The 17,284-nt window shown below is 66.1% G+C and carries 19 protein-coding genes; 10 read left to right on the top strand and 9 right to left on the bottom strand.

The features are described 5' to 3' along the window. Positions 1 to 4 precede the first annotated feature (4 nt). Both KIH31_RS00475 and map read left to right on the top strand, forming a co-directional pair. Positions 5 to 583: an adenylate kinase gene (locus tag KIH31_RS00475; RefSeq protein WP_214425620.1), complete on the top strand. Its 579-nt coding sequence runs from the start codon at positions 5 to 7 to the stop codon at positions 581 to 583. Between the two features lie 72 nt (positions 584 to 655). Beyond that, complete coding sequence (gene map, locus KIH31_RS00470) at positions 656 to 1,483, top strand: type I methionyl aminopeptidase (RefSeq protein ID WP_214425110.1); 828 nt, start codon at positions 656 to 658, stop codon at positions 1,481 to 1,483. Between the two features lie 99 nt (positions 1,484 to 1,582). On the opposite strand, the gene KIH31_RS00465 is transcribed toward map, so the two are convergent. The 3 genes from KIH31_RS00465 to KIH31_RS00455 are packed head-to-tail and all read right to left on the bottom strand — an operon-like array spanning position 1,583 to position 4,848. Beyond that, on the bottom strand, positions 1,583 to 2,938 hold the full coding sequence (locus KIH31_RS00465; RefSeq protein WP_214425109.1) for an ABC transporter substrate-binding protein: 1,356 nt from the start codon (positions 2,936 to 2,938) through the stop codon (positions 1,583 to 1,585). Positions 2,939 to 2,989: 51 nt separating this feature from the next. Next, a complete protein-coding gene (locus tag KIH31_RS00460) occupies positions 2,990 to 3,901 on the bottom strand; it encodes a carbohydrate ABC transporter permease (RefSeq protein ID WP_214425108.1) in 912 nt (303 codons plus the stop codon). Beyond that, positions 3,898 to 4,848, bottom strand: coding sequence for a carbohydrate ABC transporter permease (locus KIH31_RS00455; RefSeq protein ID WP_214425107.1), 951 nt, complete (start codon positions 4,846 to 4,848; stop codon positions 3,898 to 3,900). The genes KIH31_RS00460 and KIH31_RS00455 overlap by 4 nt, the downstream gene beginning before the upstream one ends. A 218-nt stretch (positions 4,849 to 5,066) precedes the next feature. On the opposite strand from KIH31_RS00455, the gene KIH31_RS00450 reads away from it, so the two are divergent. From KIH31_RS00450 to KIH31_RS00415, 8 genes are all read left to right on the top strand, one after another. Continuing rightward, the gene (locus tag KIH31_RS00450; RefSeq protein ID WP_214425106.1) at positions 5,067 to 6,017 is read left to right on the top strand and encodes a P1 family peptidase; all 951 of its coding nucleotides are present in this window, start codon (positions 5,067 to 5,069) and stop codon (positions 6,015 to 6,017) included. Positions 6,018 to 6,235: 218 nt separating this feature from the next. Continuing rightward, complete coding sequence (gene infA, locus KIH31_RS00445; RefSeq protein WP_011775571.1) at positions 6,236 to 6,457, top strand: translation initiation factor IF-1; 222 nt, start codon at positions 6,236 to 6,238, stop codon at positions 6,455 to 6,457. A gap of 86 nt (positions 6,458 to 6,543) precedes the next feature. Continuing rightward, positions 6,544 to 6,657, top strand: a complete 114-nt coding sequence (gene rpmJ / locus KIH31_RS00440; RefSeq protein ID WP_011775570.1) for a 50S ribosomal protein L36 — start codon at positions 6,544 to 6,546, stop codon at positions 6,655 to 6,657. Between the two features lie 157 nt (positions 6,658 to 6,814). After that, positions 6,815 to 7,192, top strand: coding sequence for a 30S ribosomal protein S13 (gene rpsM / locus KIH31_RS00435; RefSeq protein ID WP_214425105.1), 378 nt, complete (start codon positions 6,815 to 6,817; stop codon positions 7,190 to 7,192). A 40-nt stretch (positions 7,193 to 7,232) separates the two neighbouring features. Further along, positions 7,233 to 7,634, top strand: a complete 402-nt coding sequence (gene rpsK, locus KIH31_RS00430) for a 30S ribosomal protein S11 (RefSeq protein WP_214425104.1) — start codon at positions 7,233 to 7,235, stop codon at positions 7,632 to 7,634. Between the two features lie 134 nt (positions 7,635 to 7,768). After that, the gene (locus tag KIH31_RS00425; protein WP_214425103.1) at positions 7,769 to 8,779 is read left to right on the top strand and encodes a DNA-directed RNA polymerase subunit alpha; all 1,011 of its coding nucleotides are present in this window, start codon (positions 7,769 to 7,771) and stop codon (positions 8,777 to 8,779) included. 63 nt (positions 8,780 to 8,842) lie between these two features. Next, a complete protein-coding gene (gene rplQ / locus KIH31_RS00420) occupies positions 8,843 to 9,412 on the top strand; it encodes a 50S ribosomal protein L17 (protein WP_214425102.1) in 570 nt (189 codons plus the stop codon). A gap of 22 nt (positions 9,413 to 9,434) precedes the next feature. After that, positions 9,435 to 10,325: a tRNA pseudouridine(38-40) synthase TruA gene (locus KIH31_RS00415; protein ID WP_214425101.1), complete on the top strand. Its 891-nt coding sequence runs from the start codon at positions 9,435 to 9,437 to the stop codon at positions 10,323 to 10,325. Between the two features lie 102 nt (positions 10,326 to 10,427). Here the strand turns inward: KIH31_RS00415 and KIH31_RS00410 are convergent, their stop codons facing one another. The 6 genes from KIH31_RS00410 to KIH31_RS00385 form a co-directional block, all read right to left on the bottom strand. Beyond that, positions 10,428 to 11,891: an MFS transporter gene (locus tag KIH31_RS00410; protein ID WP_250545325.1), complete on the bottom strand. Its 1,464-nt coding sequence runs from the start codon at positions 11,889 to 11,891 to the stop codon at positions 10,428 to 10,430. Positions 11,892 to 12,056: 165 nt separating this feature from the next. Then, positions 12,057 to 12,932: a type II secretion system F family protein gene (locus KIH31_RS00405; RefSeq protein WP_214425100.1), complete on the bottom strand. Its 876-nt coding sequence runs from the start codon at positions 12,930 to 12,932 to the stop codon at positions 12,057 to 12,059. Between the two features lie 10 nt (positions 12,933 to 12,942). Beyond that, a complete protein-coding gene (locus KIH31_RS00400) occupies positions 12,943 to 13,890 on the bottom strand; it encodes a type II secretion system F family protein (RefSeq protein ID WP_214425099.1) in 948 nt (315 codons plus the stop codon). Then, positions 13,887 to 15,293 (bottom strand): CpaF family protein, encoded by a 1,407-nt coding sequence (locus KIH31_RS00395; protein ID WP_214425098.1) that lies wholly within the window; start codon positions 15,291 to 15,293, stop codon positions 13,887 to 13,889. The genes KIH31_RS00400 and KIH31_RS00395 overlap by 4 nt, the downstream gene beginning before the upstream one ends. Further along, a complete protein-coding gene (locus KIH31_RS00390; protein ID WP_214425097.1) occupies positions 15,290 to 16,498 on the bottom strand; it encodes an AAA family ATPase in 1,209 nt (402 codons plus the stop codon). Before KIH31_RS00390 ends, KIH31_RS00395 begins: the two co-directional genes overlap by 4 nt. Next, a complete protein-coding gene (locus KIH31_RS00385) occupies positions 16,495 to 17,244 on the bottom strand; it encodes a Flp pilus assembly protein CpaB (protein WP_214425096.1) in 750 nt (249 codons plus the stop codon). The genes KIH31_RS00390 and KIH31_RS00385 overlap by 4 nt, the downstream gene beginning before the upstream one ends. Positions 17,245 to 17,284: the final 40 nt, after the last annotated feature.

Raw genomic sequence — 17,284 nt, 5'->3', positions numbered from 1 at the left:
GAGAATGCTGATTATTGGTCCTCCCGGTTCGGGTAAAGGCACCCAGGCGGAACGGATCTCCGAGCGGCTCGGCGTCGTCGCCATTTCGACCGGCGACATCTTCCGGCAGAACGTCCGGGACATGACCGAGCTGGGCGTCGAAGCAAAGAAGTACATGGACAACGGGGACTTCGTCCCGGACAGCGTCACGAACAAAATGGTCCGCGACCGCCTGGGCCAGGACGACGTCAAGGACGGGTTCCTGCTCGACGGCTACCCCCGGACGACGGCGCAGGTGACCGAGCTCGACGACATCCTCGCCTCGAACGACCAGCGGCTGGACGTGGTGCTGCAGCTGACCGCCGATGACGAGGAGCTCGTCAAGCGGCTGCTCGGCCGGGCGAAGGAGACCGGGCGCAGCGATGACAACGAAACCGTCATCCGCCACCGGCTGGACCTGTACCACCAGCAGACCGAAGCCGTGGTGACGAAGTATGCCGAGCACGGCATCCTCGCCAAGGTGGACGGCATCGGCGCCATCGACGAGGTCACCGACCGTGTGATGGCAGCGATCGAGTCGGCTACGGCCGAAGCCGCGCAGTAGCGCGTACGACAACGACGGAAGGCCCCTGCGCTGCTGGCGCGGGGGCCTTCGGCCTTCACTGCAGGAAGAGGAGTGGTTTTGGGCCGCGACAGCATTGAGTACAAGACACCGGCGCAGCTGAAGCTGATGCAGGAGGCCGGGGTGGTGACCAGCCGGGCGCTGGACGCCGCCGTGGCAGCCGCGGTAGCCGGGGCGACGACGGCGGACCTGGACGCCGCCGCGGCAGCGGTGATCAGGGAGGCCGGGGCCGCCTCCAACTTCCTCGGCTATGAAGGCTACCCCGCCACGATCTGCACCTCCGTGAACGAGCAGGTGGTGCACGGCATCCCCGGCGGCTACGTGCTGCGCGACGGGGACGTGGTGTCCATTGACGGCGGCGCGGTGGTGCAGGGCTGGCACGGCGATTCCGCCCGGACCGTGATCATCGGTGACGGGGACCCGGCGGACCAGGAGCTCTCCGACGTCACAGAGGCAGCGATGTGGCACGGGATCGCCGCACTGGCCACGGCCAAGTACGTGGGCAACGTCGGCGACGCGATCGACGACTACGTCACAGCTGCCGTGGGGGAGAAGCTGGGCATCCTGGAGGACTACGTGGGGCACGGCATCGGCACCAGCATGCACATGGCGCCCGACGTGCTCAACTACCGGTCCCGGCACCGGGGTCCGAAGGTCAAACCGGGGATGGCGCTGGCCATCGAACCGATGCTGGTGCGCGGCTCGCTGCAGACCCGTGTGCTCGACGACGGCTGGACGGTCGTCACCAGCGACGGGGCCCGTGCGGCGCACTGGGAGCACTCAGTCGCCGTGCACCGCGGTGGCATCTGGGTCCTGACGGCCGTGGACGGCGGTGCTGCGAAGCTTGCCCCGCTCGGGGTCGTTCCCGTCCCGCCGGCCTGAGCGAGCGCACCCGGCATTAAACGAGGGAGGCTCCCCGCAGCAGTTGCTGCGGGGAGCCTCCCTCGTTTTCAGGCCTGCGTCATTTCAGGCCTGGGCGCGTCAGGCGCTCAGGTGCGGCTTCACATCGTTGTCGTAGATGCCCTGGAGGGTCTTCTGCAGCTCGTCCAGCGCGGACTTCACGTCGCCCTGCTGGGTGAGGATCTTGCCTGCAGCTTTGGCCATCTCCTGGTCGGCGCCGGGCAGGAAGACACGGGCGTAGTCCTGCTGGCGGGTGACGGAGAGCTGGTCGATCGCCGTCTTGATCTGCGGGTGCTTCGCGAGCACCGCGCTCATGTCGGCCGATTCGCGGACCGGCATGTACCCGGTGGCCGCGGAGAACGCCGCGGTGTTCTCGGGGGAGGTGAGGAACTTCAGGAAGGTGGCCGCAGCAAGCTGCTGCTCCTTCGTGTTGTTCTTCGGGATCCCCAGGCCCGCGCCGCCGGTCGGGCAGACGTTCGTGGTGTTGACGGAGCCGCCGGGCAGGAAGCCTACGCCGACGTTGAACTTGGCAGCCTTGAGCACGCCAACCAGCGAGCCGGTCGAGCTCATCGTGGCGGACACGGCGCCGGCGGAGAGGTCTGCGGACGCATCCTTGGAGGAGACGCCGGCCCACTTGTCCTTGTACACGGTGTCCTGGACCATCTGCATGGCCTTGACGGTCTTGTCCGCGTCCGCGGTGATGGTGAACTTGTCGCTCCAGGCGGCGCCCTCGCCCCACAGCTGGTTCTGCAGGGTCCAGCCGGCGTAGTCGGCCAGGGCCGGGTGCTGGTAGACGTTCTGGATGCCGGGGTTCGCCGCCTTGATCTTCGGCGCCCACTCGGCGAACTCCTGCCAGGTCTTCGGCGCGCGGTCCGGCAGGCCGGCCGCCTTGAAGTGGTCCTTGTTGTAGTAAAAGAGCGGGGTGGAGCGGGCGTAGGGGACGGCCCACTGCTTGCCGCCGTACTGGTAGTCGCCCAGCAGCTGCTTGCGGTAGTCCGAGATCTTGAAGTCGAGCTGCTTGAGCAGGCTGTCCAGCGGGATGATCGAGCCATTGAGGAAGTAGCGGAACCACCAGACATCGGAGAAGATCACGATGTTGGGCAGCTCGCCGCCCTGCTGCGCGGTCTGGAACTTCTGCGCGACTTCCTCGTAGTTGGCCCCGGCGGTCACAAGGTTGACCTTGATGTCGCTCTGCGACGCGTGGAACTTCTCGATGATCGCCTTTTCGGCGTCCTCCGACTTGCCAGGGTGGTTGGACCAGAAGGTGATCTGGCTGGCCGGCTTGACGCCCGAGAAGTCGATGTCCGCCTGGGCGGTGGGCCCGCCGGAAGTGGTGGAGGGCCCACCGCAGGCGGCGAGGGTGGCGGCGCCGGCGCCCAGCGCGGCGAGGGACAGGAACGAACGTCGATCAAGCGGTAGCTTCGGGAATCCCGACATTGGTGTTGCCTTTCTTGGGTGTTCGATGGTGCAGTGCGGCGGCGGGCTGGGTTAACCCGTCACCGAGCCTTGGGTGAGGCCGGCCACGATGTAGCGCTGGAGCGCGGCAAAGATGATCAGCACGGGAACGACGACGAGCACGGCCCCGGCCATCATGATGCCCCAGCCCGAGGAGCCGCTCTCGGAGTTCTGCAGCAGGGTCAGGCCTACCGGGAGGGTCATCATGTCGGGCTTGTCCACGATGATCAGCGGCCAGATGTAGTCGTTCCACTCGCTGACGATGGTCACCAGTGCGACGGTGGCGATGCTGGGCATCGAGATGGGAACCACGATCCGCCAAAGGCGGCGCCAGTGGCCCGCCCCGTCAATCTCCGCAGCCTCGAGGATCGAGGCCGGCAGGGTCATGAAGTGCTGGCGCAGCAGGAAGGTGCCGAAGGCGGTGCCCAGCCCGGGCAGGATGATGCCCCAGTAGGTGTTCTGCCCGCCGAGGCCGGCGACCAGGATGTAGTTGGGCAGGATGGACACCTGCGGCGGAACCATGAGCGCGACGAGGATCAGCACGAAGATGACCCGCTTGAACGGGAAGCGGACAAACACGAGCGCGTAGGCGGTGGCGATGGCCAGCGTCACCTTCACGACGGAGCCGATCGTTGTCACGATCACGCTGTTGAGGAAGAACTTGGCGAACGGCACGGTGGTCATCGCCTCCGCATAGTTGCCGAAGTTCAGCCCCTGCGGCAGGACCTTCAGGTCCGTGGTGATGATTTCGCCCGGCGCCTTGAACGAGGAGAGAACCATCCACAGCAGCGGGAGGAACACCACCAGCGTGGCAATGATGAGCGGTACGTAGCCACCGGCGATGGTCTTGGCGATGTTGGCCCAGGAGAGCGGGCGGTCACGGGGAACGAACTCACCCGTGGAGCCGGACGACGGCTGGGTCTGAGGTCGGGTGGCGGTGCTCATGCGTAATGCACCTTCTTCTCCACGAAGCGCAGCTGGAAACCCGTCATGGCCAGCAGGATCACAAAGAGGATCACTGAGATGGTCGCAGAGTAGCCAGCGCGGTTGTAGGCGCCGAAAGCCTGCTTGTACGCCTCGAAGATCAGCGTGCTGGTGCCATTGCCCAGCGGAGTCATGACGCGGATCAGGTCGAAGGCCTGCAGGGAGCTGAGCAGCGAAGTGATCAGCAGGAAGAACGTGGTGGGCGAGAGCAGCGGCACCGAGATGCTGACGAACCGGCGGAAGCTGCCGGCGCCGTCGAGCTGGGCGGCTTCCATGACGTCGTTCGGCAGGGACTGCAGCCCGGCGAGATAGACGACGGCGCAGTAGCCGAGGTTCTTCCAGACGTACACGATGATGACCATGGCCAGGGCCAGCTGCGGATCGTTGATCCACTGCGGGCTGGTCTGGCCCAGCCCGCGCAGGACCCAGGCGAGCACGCCGTAGACCGGGTCGAAGATGAAGAGCCAGACCAGGCCGACTCCGACGCCGGAAAGGACGAACGGGGCAAAGACCGCGGAGCGGGCGAACGTGGTGCCCCGGATCTTCAGGTTCAGGGCCAGCGACACCAGCAGGCCGAGGATCATCGAACCGCCGACCGTCACCGCGGTGAAGATGGCCGTGGTGCCCAGAACTGCCGCCGCGTCGGGCGAGGTGAAGAACGTGATGTAGTTCCCGAACCCCACGACGGTGGCGCTCGGTGAGCCCAGCGTCCAGTTCAGCGTCGAGTAGTAAATGTTGCTGAACAACGGCCGGTACGTGAAGGCCCCGATGAGAATCAGGTTCGGAAGGGCAAAAGCGAGAAAGACGAAGAAATCACGGCGGGTTCGGCCGGTGAAATATTTTCTGCGAACGGTGGCGCCGCCCGATGCGGGGGCAGTTGGGGGCTCCTGGGTTCTGAGCCGGCTCATACGGACAACCTTAGGTATAGAAGGGCGCAGCTGACAGTGGCCAACCGGGATGTGTCAGGCGCGGGTGGATCCCTTCCACTTCACCACGCCGTCGGAGATGAATTGGCTTCTTTTCCTATCTATTCCACCGGCAGTGACTAACTGTTCTCCGGTGGTTCATTTTGTGTTCATTTCCCGGGGGCCGTCAATAATGCGCGCCGAGAGGCGAGAATGAGCTCATGGAATCTGACGTTTCCTCCGTGGCCGACGTGCCGGGAGTCCGGGTCGGCCACAGCCAGCGCCGGGGCCAGGGGTGGCTTTCCGGGGTGACAGTCGTCGTCCCGCCGCGCGGCACTTACGGTTCGGTCGACGTCCGCGGGGGCGGGCCCGGCACTCACGAGACGGATGCGCTGGATCCGACCACGCTGGTGCCCACGGTGGATGCCGTGGTGCTGACGGGCGGCAGCGCCTATGGTCTGGCCGCGGCCTCCGGCGTGCAGCGCTGGTGCGAGGAACACGGCCGCGGCTTCGAAGTGCCAGGCGGCGTGGTGCCCATCGTGCCGGCCGCCGCGATTTTCGACCTCGGCCGCGGCGGGGACTTCGGTGCGCGGCCAGACCCTGACCTGGGGTACGCCGCGGCAGCGGCGGCGAACGACGGCCCGGCCCTGCGCGGCAACGTGGGCGCGGGCACCGGAGCGGCAATCGGCCGCGGATCGTTCAAGGGCGGCCTGGGCAACGCGGCGGTGCGGTTGGGCGGCGCCAACGCCGGCATCGTCGTGGGGGCCGTTGCGGTGGTCAACGCGGCCGGCGTCCTCTGGGCAGGGCCGGAACAAACGGTGCTCCCGGTCCCCGGTGCTGCTTCACCCGCCGGAGCCAACACCACCATCGCCGTCCTCGTGACGAACGCGGTGCTGGACGTGGCGCAGTGCAAACGGCTGGCGACCGCCGGGCACGCCGGGATGGCCCGGGCGCTCAGCCCTGTGCACACTCTCGCTGACGGGGACACGGTTTTCGCCCTGAGTACCCGCGAGGTCCCGATCTCAGGCGAGGGGCAGGAGGCCCTGACGGCAGTCATCGAGCTGCAGGCGGCCGCGGCCGAGGCGCTTCGGCGCGCCATCCTTGATGGTGTGGCCGGGGCCGAAACGGTGCGGACGACGGCGGGGGAGTGGCCCGCCTATCCCCGGGTTTGAGCGGATGACGGGGCGGCGGCGGACCGAGGGGACAGGGTACAGCCTGATTTAACTTTGCGCAGCCGATGGCGTAGAGTTGTTTGTTGGTTGTCTGCGTTCCCCTGCCCATTTACCGGGCTCCCCGGGATTCGTGAGGCAAACGTACCACCAACAAACGTCCGTTGTGAGGACCGCCGAAACGGCGCTCCAGGCATCGGCAACCAAAGTTAGCGGAGGATATGGCCAAGAAAGACGGGGTCATTGAGATCGAGGGCGTTGTGACTGAGGCGCTGCCCAACGCGATGTTTCGTGTTGAGCTCACCAACAAGCACGTCGTCCTTGCTCACATCTCAGGAAAGATGCGCCAGCACTACATCAGGATCCTCCCCGAGGACCGTGTGGTGGTGGAGCTGAGCCCTTACGACCTCACCCGGGGTCGTATCGTCTACCGCTACAAGTAAACGCCGACGTCAGCCGGCGCCGCCCTGCCCTGGGTGGTGCGCGGCCGTTGTCCGGTGACCACCTGCAAAACACGCAAAGGAACGCCATGAAGGTCAAGCCGAGCGTCAAGCAGATCTGCGACAAGTGCAAGGTGATCCGCCGTAACGGGCGGGTCATGGTGATCTGCGAGAACCCGCGCCACAAGCAGCGCCAGGGCTGATTCCCTCCAGGGAATCGCTGGCACTGCACCCACGCAAGTTACATAAAGGCAGCACAAGCGGTGGAATTCCCACCGCGTACCCCCGGTCGGAGGCCGGGGCCTCACATCGAGGGTGTACTGCCTACGACCTCCGGTTTATCCAAGGAGTACCGCCACTATGGCTCGTCTCGCTGGCGTAGACATTCCCCGCGAAAAGCGGTTGGAAGTAGCGCTTACATACATTTACGGCGTGGGCAAGACCCGTGCACACGAAACCCTGGCCGCCACCGGCATCAGCCCTGACGTTCGCGTCAAGGACCTGACCGACGCTGATCTGGTCCAGCTGCGTGACTACATCGAGGGCAACTACAAGGTAGAGGGTGACCTTCGCCGCGAGGTGGCCGCCGACATCCGCCGCAAGGTGGAAATCGGAAGCTACGAAGGCCTGCGCCACCGCCGCGGCCTGCCCGTGCGCGGACAGCGCACGAAGACCAACGCCCGCACCCGCAAGGGTCCGAAGCGCACCGTTGCCGGCAAGAAGAAGGCCGGCCGCTAATAGCGGCTGGTAGCTACCCGAAACTTTCGTAGGAGAAGTAATGCCCCCCAAGACTCGTGGAGCGGTGCGCAAGCCGCGTCGCAAGGATAAGAAGAATATCGCGGTTGGACAGGCGCACATCAAGAGCACCTTCAACAACACCATCGTGTCCATCACGGACCCGACCGGTGCTGTGATCTCGTGGGCTTCGGCCGGCGAGGTTGGCTTCAAGGGCTCGCGCAAGTCCACCCCGTTCGCCGCGCAGATGGCCGCCGAGGCTGCTGCCAAGCGTGCCCAGGAGCACGGCGTCCGCAAGGTCGACGTTTTCGTGAAGGGTCCGGGATCGGGACGCGAGACGGCCATCCGTTCGCTGCAGGCCACCGGCCTTGAGGTCGGGTCCATCCAGGACGTGACCCCCAGCGCTCACAACGGCTGCCGCCCCCCGAAGCGCCGCCGCGTCTGATTCGTGTTGCCGGCCGGAGAAGCCGGCGTCGGAGATCCGACGCCGGCGGCTCCGGCCATCAGCCCGTTTGGACCGAAGACTTTCCACCCCCTGTGTTGCGTCATATAGCGGACGCTCGCTGAAAGGAAACCTAAGTGCTTATTGCACAGCGCCCCACTCTGTCCGAAGAGGTCGTCGCCGATAACCGCTCACGGTTCGTCATCGAACCGCTGGAGCCCGGCTTCGGCTACACCCTCGGCAACTCCCTTCGCCGCACCCTCCTCTCCTCGATCCCCGGAGCCGCTGTCACCAGCATCCGGATCGATGGTGTGCTGCACGAATTCACCACGGTTCCGGGTGTGAAGGAGGATGTCACCGAGATCATCCTGAACATCAAGAACCTGGCTGTTTCCTCCGAGCACGACGAGCCGGTTGTCGCCTACCTGCGCAAGCAGGGTCCCGGCGTCGTCACCGCTGCGGACATCGCTCCGCCGGCGGGCGTGGAATTCCACAACCCGGACCTGCACATCGCGACCCTGAACTCGAAGGGCAAGTTCGAACTCGAGCTGACCATCGAGCGCGGCCGCGGTTACGTCTCTGCTGCGCAGAACAAGTCCGGCGACTCCGAGATCGGCCGCATCCCGGTCGACTCGATCTACTCGCCGGTGCTCAAGGTGACCTTCCGCGTGGAAGCGACCCGTGTCGAGCAGCGCACCGACTTCGACCGCCTGGTCGTGGACGTGGAGACCAAGGAGTCCATCGCCCCGCGCGATGCCGTCGCCTCCGCCGGCACCACCCTGGTGGAGCTGTTCGGCCTCGCCCGCGAGCTGAACACCGCTGCCGAGGGCATCGAGATCGGCCCGTCGCCGACGGACGCAGCCCTGGCTGCCGACATGGCGCTGCCGATCGAGGACCTGGACCTGACGGTTCGTTCCTACAACTGCCTCAAGCGTGAGGGTATCCACACCGTGGGTGAACTCGTGGCCCGCTCCGAGGCTGACCTGATGGACATCCGCAACTTCGGTGCGAAGTCCATCGACGAGGTCAAGGCCAAGCTGGTTGAACTGGGTCTGTCGCTGAAGGATTCCCCTCCCGGCTTTGACCTGGCTGCCCGTGCCGCCGCCATCGAAGAGGACGACGCCGCTTTCAGCGACGACGAGCTCTAACCAGTTCGCTTTCCTTCAGGGCGCTGGTGAGCGCCCGGAAGTTCACTTGAGGAGAAAATCACTATGCCTACCCCCACCAAGGGTCCGCGCCTCGGAGGCGGCCCGGCTCACGAGCGTCTGATGCTCGCGAACCTGGCGTCTGCCCTGTTCGAGCACAAGCGCATCACCACCACCGAGACCAAGGCCAAGCGCCTGCGTCCCTACGCCGAGCGCCTGATCACCTTCGCCAAGCGCGGAGACCTGGCCTCGCGTCGCCGCGTTCTCGCGCTGATCAGCAACAAGGGCATCGTCCACGAGCTGTTCACCGACATTGCTTCGGCAGTGGAGAACCGCAACGGTGGCTACACCCGCATCACCAAGATCGGTCCCCGCAAGGGCGACAACGCTCCGATGGCTGTCATCGAGCTTGTTCTTGAGCCGGTTTCCGCCAAGCAGGCCGTCGTGAAGGAAGCCACCACGGCGACCGCCGCGGCTGCTCCGAAGGAAGAGGCTGCTCCCGCCGCCGAGGAGGCTCCCGTCGAGGAGACCGCCCCGGCCGCTGAAGAGGCTTCCGCCGAGGAAGAGGCTCCTGCTGCTGACGAGGCTGCCGCCGACGAGGCTCCGGCCGAGGAAGTCGCTGACGAGAAGAAGTAGTCTTTTCGCCTAGAATTCTCGTATGGATTCAGAGAAACCCGTTGTCCCCGCCGGGGACAACGGGTTTCTTCGTATCCGGATGGATCTCTCCTACGACGGTGCTCCCTTCAGCGGCTGGGCCGTCCAGCCCGGGCGCCGCACGGTGCAGGGCTGTCTGGAGGAAGCGCTGGCGATGCTGCTGCGCCGGCCTGTTCGCGTGGTGGTAGCGGGCCGGACCGACGCCGGGGTGCACGCGCGGGGGCAAGTGGTCCATTTCGATGTGGCCCCCGGGGAGTGGGGCTCCATGGACCGCGGACGCGCCGTCGACCCGTCGACTGCCTTCCTGCGCCGGCTGCGCGGGACCCTGAGCCGGGTGCTGGGGGACTTGACCGGGGCCATCGAACCGCACGCGGCCGTGCCGGCGCCTCCCGGCTTCGACGCCCGTTTTTCGGCCCTCTGGCGGCGGTACTCCTACCGGATTGCCGATAGTCCTGCCCGGTGGGATCCTGTCACACGCCACTTCACGCTCTGGCACCGGCAGCGCCAGGACATCGGCTTGCTCAACGAGGCCGCAGTGCTGCTGCTGGGAATGAATGACTTCCTGTCCTTCTGCAAGCCGCGCGAGGGGTCCACGACCATCCGGGAACTGCAGCGGTTCGAGTTCGAACGCGCCGACGACGGCGTGCTGCGCGCGCTGGTCCAGGCCGACGCCTTCTGCCACAACATGGTGCGCGCCCTTATCGGGTCCGCCCTCCAGGTCGGCTCGGGAGAGCGCGAGCCGGCCTGGCTGTACCAAAGAATGCTCGCCCGGGCGAAGGACTCCCGGTCCCTGCTGGCGCCGCCGCACCCGCTGGTGCTCGAAGAAGTCTGCTACCCGGACGACGACGCGGTGGCGCTGCGGGCCGATCTCACCAGGGCCAGGCGCGAGGGGTAAGGCTCTACCGGAGCTCCCCACCCGGGGCGCGCCACTCGGCGCAACGCGACAGCGGCCCCCGGAACCTGTCGGTTCGGGAGGCCGCTGGTGCCGGGCCGGGATCTAGGCTGTGGCCTGCTCGGTCTGCGCAGTGATCGGAGCAGCCACGTCTTCAAGTGACTTGCCGGCGGCTTCCACGCCGAGGATGATCTCCACGATGCCCGCACCGACCATGAGGACCGCGCCGATGATGTACCCCATCGCGACGGACTGGATGCCCTGCTCCACGAATTTGCCGAAGAGGATCGGGCCGATGATGCCGCCGATTCCGGTGCCGACCGCGTAGAAGAACGCGATCGCCATCGCACGGGTCTCCATGGGGAAGATCTCACTGACCGTGAGGTAGGCGGAGCTGGCGCCGGCTGAGGCGAAGAAGAAGACCACCAGCCAGCACGCCGTCAGCCAGAAGCCGTCCAACGCGCCCGAGGAGAAGAGGAACGCCGTGCCCGCCAGCAGGACACCGGAAATGATGTACGTCGCTGAGATCATCGTCCGGCGGCCGATGCTGTCGAAGAACCGACCGAGGATGAGCGGGCCAAGGAAATTGCCGACGGCGATCGGAACCAGGGACCACGGCGCCACGTCCCCCGGAACGTGGAGGAGCTTGGTCAGCACAAGGGCGTAGGTGAAGAAGACCGCGTTGTAGAGGAACGCCTGGCCAACGAACAGCGACAGCCCGAGGGCTACACGCTTGGGGTAGCGGGTGAAGGCGGTCTTGATGATGGTGCCGAAGCCAATGGACTTGCGCTGGCGGACCTTCAAGGTCTCGTGCACAGGCCGCAGCTTCTCACCGGTGGACTCCTCGACGTCGTCCTCGATGCTGCGCACGAGCGCATCGGCTTCCATGTCCCGGCCGTGAATGAACATCCAACGCGGCGACTCGGGCACATTGCGTCGCACCAGCAGGATCAGCAGGCCCAGCACAGCCCCCAAGCCGAAGGCCAGCCGCCAGCCGAGGCCGGGGGCAAAGAAGGCCGGATTGAGCAGGACGACGGAGAGCGATGCACCGAAGGCCGTTCCCAGCCAGTAGGAGCCGTTGATGGCGAGGTCGACGACGCCGCGCCGCGCGGCGGGGATGAGCTCGTCAATGGCGGAGTTGATAGCGGCATACTCGCCGCCGATGCCGGCACCGGTGAAGAACCGGCACACGAAGAACCACACCGGGTTCAGTGAGAAGGCAGTCGCCACCGTGGCCGCCAGGTACAGGCCGAGGGTCAGCAGGAACAGTTTCTTGCGTCCGAACCGGTCCGTCAGGTGGCCGAAAAGGAGGGCCCCGAAGCACGCGCCCGCCACATAGATGGCAGCAGCGAGGCCGATGTCCGCCGCGCTCAGCCCGAGGCCGCCGTCGGGCTGCGTGAGACGGTCGCCGATCGCGCCCACGATGGTGACCTCAAGGCCATCCAGGATCCAGACTGTTCCAAGCCCGATCACGATCATCCAATGCCATCGTGACCAGGGCAGCCGGTCCATCCGGCCGGAAATGTTGGTCTCGATGGTGTCGCTGCGTTCACTTTGCGCTGCTGTCATGACCCTCTCCTCAATGAGCGTAGGTCATCAGTATGCTTCCTATTTCCCAAATGAGGAAGTTTTGTCCTCAGAGCGTTGGCACAAAAGAGTCCGGGGCCTGCCCCGTCTCACAGCGGCAGACCCCGGACGGTCTTGTAGTCCTTCCCCGGACCGCGCGTGCGGTACCTACCGGCTGAAGGTGTTGATGATGCCCATGACTGCCGGGCCAAGAACGATGATGAAGAGCACCGGCAGGATGAAGAACATGAGCGGGAAGAGGATCTTCACCGGGATTTTCATGGCTTTCTCCTCCGCGCGCTGCCTGCGCTTGAGCCGCATCTCCTTCGCCTGCACGCGGAGCACGTTGGCAATCGCGATGCCGTACACGTCCGCCTGGACCACGGCCCGGATGAAGCTGCGCAGCTCCGGCACCGTGTTCCGTGTGGCGAGGTCCAGGTAGGCCTCCTGACGGGGCCGGCCCATCTGCAGTTCCTGCAGTGTGCGCATCAATTCGTCATTCAGCGGCCCGCCGCCCTTGGAGGCGACGCGCGAGACGGCGCCTTCGAAGCCGAGCCCGGCTTCCACCGAAATCAGCAGCTGGTCCAGGGTGTCAGGGAGAGCGTCCATGATCTTCTGCTGGCGCTTCTGGCCCGTGTTGCGCACCAGCAGATCGGGAACGAAGTAGGCGAGAACCGTGACCGCCAGAGCGACGAGGAACCGCGCCGGATAGGTTGCGGTGAAGAGGTGAAGGAAGGCAAACGCGACGCCGCCGACCCCGCACAGGGTCTTGAGCCCGATCAGCCGCTCAAGCGGCATCGAGCGCGGACGGCCGGCCGCCGCGAGGAGGCGGTCCAGCTTGGCCGCGTAGCTCTTGGGAGCCAGCCGCCCGGCCATGGCCCACAGGTTCCGGCGGGGACCGGCGGCTGCCGCTGGAGAGAGGGTGCCGGTGGCCAAGTTGCGCTTTACCGCAGCGGCTCCGCGCCGGTCGACGGCGACCGTCGACCAGGCAATGAACCCTAAAGGTGCAGTGACGGCGAGAGCCGCCAGCCAAACAATCATCATGGCGTTCTCCTTAGAACTTGATCTTCACGACTTTGCGGACGAGCAATATCCCGATAATGAGCAGGGTTGCACCAACCACCAGCAGGAGAATGCCGATGATGCTGTGGGTCAGGATGCCCGCATAACCAGGGTTGACGAGGTTCAGCAGCACGAACATCACGACCGGCAGCGACGTCAGGACCCAGCCGGACATGCGTCCTTCGGCGCTGAGGGAGCGGACCTGGCGTTTGATCTGGGCGCGTTCGCGGATGGTCTCGCCGACCTGGTCCAGCACCTCGCCCAGGTTGCCGCCCACCTCCCGGTGGATGCTGATCGCTTCGGCTATCCATTGGCAGTCTTCACTGTGCATCCGGCGCGCCGTGGTGGCGAGTGCGTCACTCAGGTCGCGCCCGAGCCGTGTCTCGTTCACCACGCGGGCGAATTCTGCCGACGTCGGTTCGTCCGTTTCCTGGGCCACGCTGTCGACCGAGCGCAGGATGCTGTGACCGGCCTTCACATTGCCGGACAGCATCTGCAGGGTGTCGGGGAGCTGCTCTTCGAAGCGCTGTTCACGCTTGGCTGTCCGAATCCGCAAGTACGCGTACGAGCCGGCAACCACTGCAACGGTGAAGAGTGCCCCGGCCAGGAGACCTGTGAACGCCCAACCTGCGGCGCCCGTTGCGCCCGCGAGCACCGCGACAACGAGCACAAAGTCCGCCCGGCGCATCTTCAAACCGGCGAGCTCAAGCGTGGCATCCTTGACCGGTGCCCAACGCGAGTTGTTCAGAACGGTGTCCACCGCGCCGACGGAGGAGTTGGTCAACCGGGTGAGGGCACTATCCCTTGCGGCTGCGCCGAACTGGCGGCGGGAGAGCGGAATGGCGCGGCCGCCCGGAGCGATGACGAACCAGAGCAGGCAGAAGGCTGCCCCTAGAGCGAGCAGGATGCCCCCGAGGAGGAACAGCGGCGAGTCGTTCATCGCTGTGCCCCCGTCCCGGCCATCGCACCGAAGACACCCGGCGACACGGTGATGCCCGCATCCGCGAAGCGGTCCATGAAGCGCGGGCGCACCCCTGTCGGCCGTGCGTGGCCGAGGAACCGGCCGGTGGCATCGATTCCAGCGCTGTAATCGAAGGTGAAGACGTCCTGGAGCGTGACGACGTCGCCCTCCATGCCCTGCACTTCGGTGACATGGGTGACGCGGCGTGTGCCGTCCCGCAGCCGGGAGATCTGCACGATGAGGTCGATCGCGGAGGCCACCTGTTCGCGCACCGCGCGGAGCGGCAGGTCCATGCCGGCCATCAGCACCAGTGTCTCCAGCCGGGAGATGGTGTCCCGCGGCGAGTTGGCGTGCACCGTGGAGATGGAGCCGTCGTGGCCGGTGTTCATGGCCTGCAGCATGTCCAGACTCTCGCCTCCGCGGACCTCACCGACGATGATGCGGTCCGGGCGCATGCGCAAGGAGTTGCGGACCAGGTCGCGGATGGTGATGCTGCCCTTGCCCTCGATATTGGCGGGCCTGCTCTCCAGACGCACCACATGGGCCTGCTGAAGCTGCAGTTCCACCGCGTCCTCGATGGTGACGATCCGTTCCTCCTCCGGCACGAACGCGGAGAGGACGTTCAGCATGGTCGTCTTGCCGGTGCCGGTGCCGCCGCTGACGATGATGTTCATGCGGGCGAGCACGCAGGCGTGGAGCAGTTCCGCCATTTGCGGGGAAATGCTCTGGTTGGCAATCAGGTCATGGACCGTGAGGGGTACTTTGGAGAACTTGCGGATCGTCAGCGAGGAACCATCGACCGCCAGAGGAGGGATGATGGCGTTGACCCGGGATCCGTCCGCGAGACGGGCGTCCACCAGGGGTGAGGATTCGTCAATGCGCCGGCCCACCTTCGAGACGATCCGGTCAATAACGCGGCGCAGGTCCTCCTCGGAGGCAAACACCGCTCCGCTGCCGGTGAGCCGGCCGTTCCGCTCGATGAAAACCTGGTCGTGTCCGTTCACCATGATCTCGGTGACGGTCGGGTCGTCCAGCATCCGCTGCAGCGGCCCGAGGCCCAGGACCTCGTCGCCGATCTCCGTGATCAGGCGCTGCCGTTCGGCCCCCGACAGCGGAACCTGTTCGGCGTCGACGATGCGGCTGAGTTCTTCGCGGGCGGCCTGCTTCAGCTCCTCCTCGCTGAGGTTCGGGTCGTTGAGGCGGGCTCCCATCCGTTCGAACAGCATGCTGCCGGCCCGTGCCTTCAGCGGCGCCAAGGCGTCGAAGCCCGGCTGCAGCTCGCTCGGGGCCGTCAACGGAGCTGCAGGAGAGGGCGGAGCAGCGGCTTGCAGCCCCGCCGGGGTGCCCCCGCGCATGGCCTCCAGCCTTTCCGAGATGTTCATGACAGCACCGCCCTTCGGTGGACCTGCTTGCGTGGTTTGTCCGCCCAGGCGGGGTCGAAGCGCTCCACGAGTTTCTTCAGAGATTTCAAGGCGCCGTCGCGGGCCTTGTCCTGCAGCAGGGGCACTCCCTTGTTAGTGGAGTACGGGACCACCCGCGAGCGCGGAATGCTCACGTCGACGGGTACCCCTGCGCTGGCCTCGACGTCCTGGACCGTCAGCCCGCTGCGGCGGTCGACGAAGTTGAGCACCACGTGGCGGCTGGGCGGCAGCAGGCCCGCTTCATCCAGCAACGCGAGTTCGGAGCGCAGGCCCCGCACGCTGGGGATGTCCATTCCGCAGACCCAGACAACGTCGCTTGCGGCTTCGAGCACACCGAGCAGATGCTCGTTGATTCCGGGCGCGGTGTCGATGACCACGTAGGCGAACTCGGCGGCGAGCTGTTCGATGACGCGGCCGACCTGTTCGCCCGTGATGTGGTCCGCGTCCGCCGGGTTCGACGGCGCGCAGAGAGCGTAGATGCCCGCCGGGTGGACCGTCAGGTAGGTCTTCAGCACCATCGAGTTGCTGGCGGCCGAGGCTTGCACCGCGTCCGTCAGGGTGTGTTGTGGCTCGAGCAGCAGCGCGGTGGCCACGTCCCCGAACTGGACGTCCAGGTCCACCACCACCACTCCGCCGGGTGCGTACTGGGCCAGCCCTACGGCCAGGTTGGTGGCGACCGTTGTCTTGCCCACGCCGCCCTTGGGCGACGACACAGCCACGACGCGGCCCCGGTGTGACGGCGCGGACGCCGCGGCAGCGGCTGAGCTGAGGGTGCTGCGGCGCACGGCCGCGGCCTCGCACGCCCGAAGAAGCACCTCGTGAATTGCCTTGGCGTCAGCCTCAGGGCTCACGAGCTCGCGGATGCCGGCGCGCATTGCTTTGAGAGCGACGTCGACGTCGCTCTCAGCCACGAGGACCAGGCTGGTACCCGGGTACTGCAGCTCGAAGGCGCTGGCGAGGTTGACGGCGTCGTCGGTGGCAACACCGGGGCCGAGCAGGACCACTTCGGGCAGTTCGGCGGTGAGATGGTTCAGGATGCCGGCGGCGCCGTGGGCAACCAGTTCGACCGGAAGGACGTCGAGCGTCCCGCCCATCTTTTCGGAAATGACGGTGCGCAACCGGTGTTCGAAGACTGCCGTCGACGTGATCAGGATGAAGCGGCTCATTGGTAGATCCTGTTCTTGCGGATGATGCCGGGATCGCTCTGCTTGGAGTCCTTGGATTCCTTGGAGAGATAGATGGTGCCGAAGGTGGCACCGAAAACGATGCGCGAGGCGTCCGCATCGCTGCGGGCGAGGGTGACGATCACGCTCCCGTTGGAGCCTGAAGATCCTGCTCCGCCCATCGCACTCTTGCCACTGGAGTCCGTCGAACCAGGCTTTTGGATTCCGGTCACCAGGACCCTGTGGAACAGCAGCTTGGTGGTCGGCTCGTCCTTGGCTGCGTCGATGGCGCCCTTGTCAAGGGAGACGAAAACGCCGACAGTGTCACCGGCGGCGAGGTCGCCTCCGACCACGCGGTCGAGCGGCAGCGAGATGGAGACTTCCTCAAGGCCTGCCGGCACAGGGACCTTGCCCGGGGTGGTCAGGGACGCGGGGCTTACCAGGCGGTCCTTGACGAGCTGTTCGCCGGGAACGAGGTCCACGCTGGTGACGCGGCCCGAAAAGCCGGCCAGGTCCTTGACCGATTCGGCTGAGACCGCGGTTGCCGGCACCAGCTTGCTTGAAACGGAGGCGACGAGGTCCTCGGCGCGGGTGCCGGCCGGGACAGCCTTGTCGACAACGAGGATGTTGACCGGATCCAGCCCTGCCTGGGCGCGGCGGTCGGCTCCCTGGACGTAGATGACGAGGAGGGTGGCTCCTATCACGGCCAGCACGACGGCGGCTATGCCCCCCAGCAGTCGGGTTTTCATTGCGGGTACTCCTTTGTGAGACGGAACTTGCGAGACCGGG

It is taken from the genome of Paenarthrobacter sp. DKR-5 (assembly GCF_018531425.1).
Taxonomy (GTDB): domain Bacteria; phylum Actinomycetota; class Actinomycetes; order Actinomycetales; family Micrococcaceae; genus DKR-5.
This window is presented reverse-complemented; position numbering and strand designations above follow the sequence as displayed.

Bases quoted from the DNA above. Each gene is read 5' to 3' on its own strand.
- KIH31_RS00405 (WP_214425100.1), bottom strand. From the start codon at position 12,932: ATGATGATTGTTTGGCTGGCGGCTCTCGCCGTCACTGCACCTTTAGGG.
- KIH31_RS00475 (WP_214425620.1), top strand. From the start codon at position 5: ATGCTGATTATTGGTCCTCCCGGTTCGGGTAAAGGCACCCAGGCGGAA.
- KIH31_RS00460 (WP_214425108.1), bottom strand. From the start codon at position 3,901: ATGAGCACCGCCACCCGACCTCAGACCCAGCCGTCGTCCGGCTCCACG.
- KIH31_RS00450 (WP_214425106.1), top strand. From the start codon at position 5,067: ATGGAATCTGACGTTTCCTCCGTGGCCGACGTGCCGGGAGTCCGGGTC.
- KIH31_RS00390 (WP_214425097.1), bottom strand. From the start codon at position 16,498: ATGAGCCGCTTCATCCTGATCACGTCGACGGCAGTCTTCGAACACCGG.
- KIH31_RS00415 (WP_214425101.1), top strand. From the start codon at position 9,435: ATGGATTCAGAGAAACCCGTTGTCCCCGCCGGGGACAACGGGTTTCTT.
- rpsM (WP_214425105.1), top strand. From the start codon at position 6,815: ATGGCTCGTCTCGCTGGCGTAGACATTCCCCGCGAAAAGCGGTTGGAA.
- rplQ (WP_214425102.1), top strand. From the start codon at position 8,843: ATGCCTACCCCCACCAAGGGTCCGCGCCTCGGAGGCGGCCCGGCTCAC.
- rpmJ (WP_011775570.1), top strand. From the start codon at position 6,544: ATGAAGGTCAAGCCGAGCGTCAAGCAGATCTGCGACAAGTGCAAGGTG.
- KIH31_RS00400 (WP_214425099.1), bottom strand. From the start codon at position 13,890: ATGAACGACTCGCCGCTGTTCCTCCTCGGGGGCATCCTGCTCGCTCTA.
- KIH31_RS00465 (WP_214425109.1), bottom strand. From the start codon at position 2,938: ATGTCGGGATTCCCGAAGCTACCGCTTGATCGACGTTCGTTCCTGTCC.
- KIH31_RS00395 (WP_214425098.1), bottom strand. From the start codon at position 15,293: ATGAACATCTCGGAAAGGCTGGAGGCCATGCGCGGGGGCACCCCGGCG.
- rpsK (WP_214425104.1), top strand. From the start codon at position 7,233: ATGCCCCCCAAGACTCGTGGAGCGGTGCGCAAGCCGCGTCGCAAGGAT.
- infA (WP_011775571.1), top strand. From the start codon at position 6,236: ATGGCCAAGAAAGACGGGGTCATTGAGATCGAGGGCGTTGTGACTGAG.
- KIH31_RS00455 (WP_214425107.1), bottom strand. From the start codon at position 4,848: ATGAGCCGGCTCAGAACCCAGGAGCCCCCAACTGCCCCCGCATCGGGC.
- KIH31_RS00385 (WP_214425096.1), bottom strand. From the start codon at position 17,244: ATGAAAACCCGACTGCTGGGGGGCATAGCCGCCGTCGTGCTGGCCGTG.
- KIH31_RS00410 (WP_250545325.1), bottom strand. From the start codon at position 11,891: ATGACAGCAGCGCAAAGTGAACGCAGCGACACCATCGAGACCAACATT.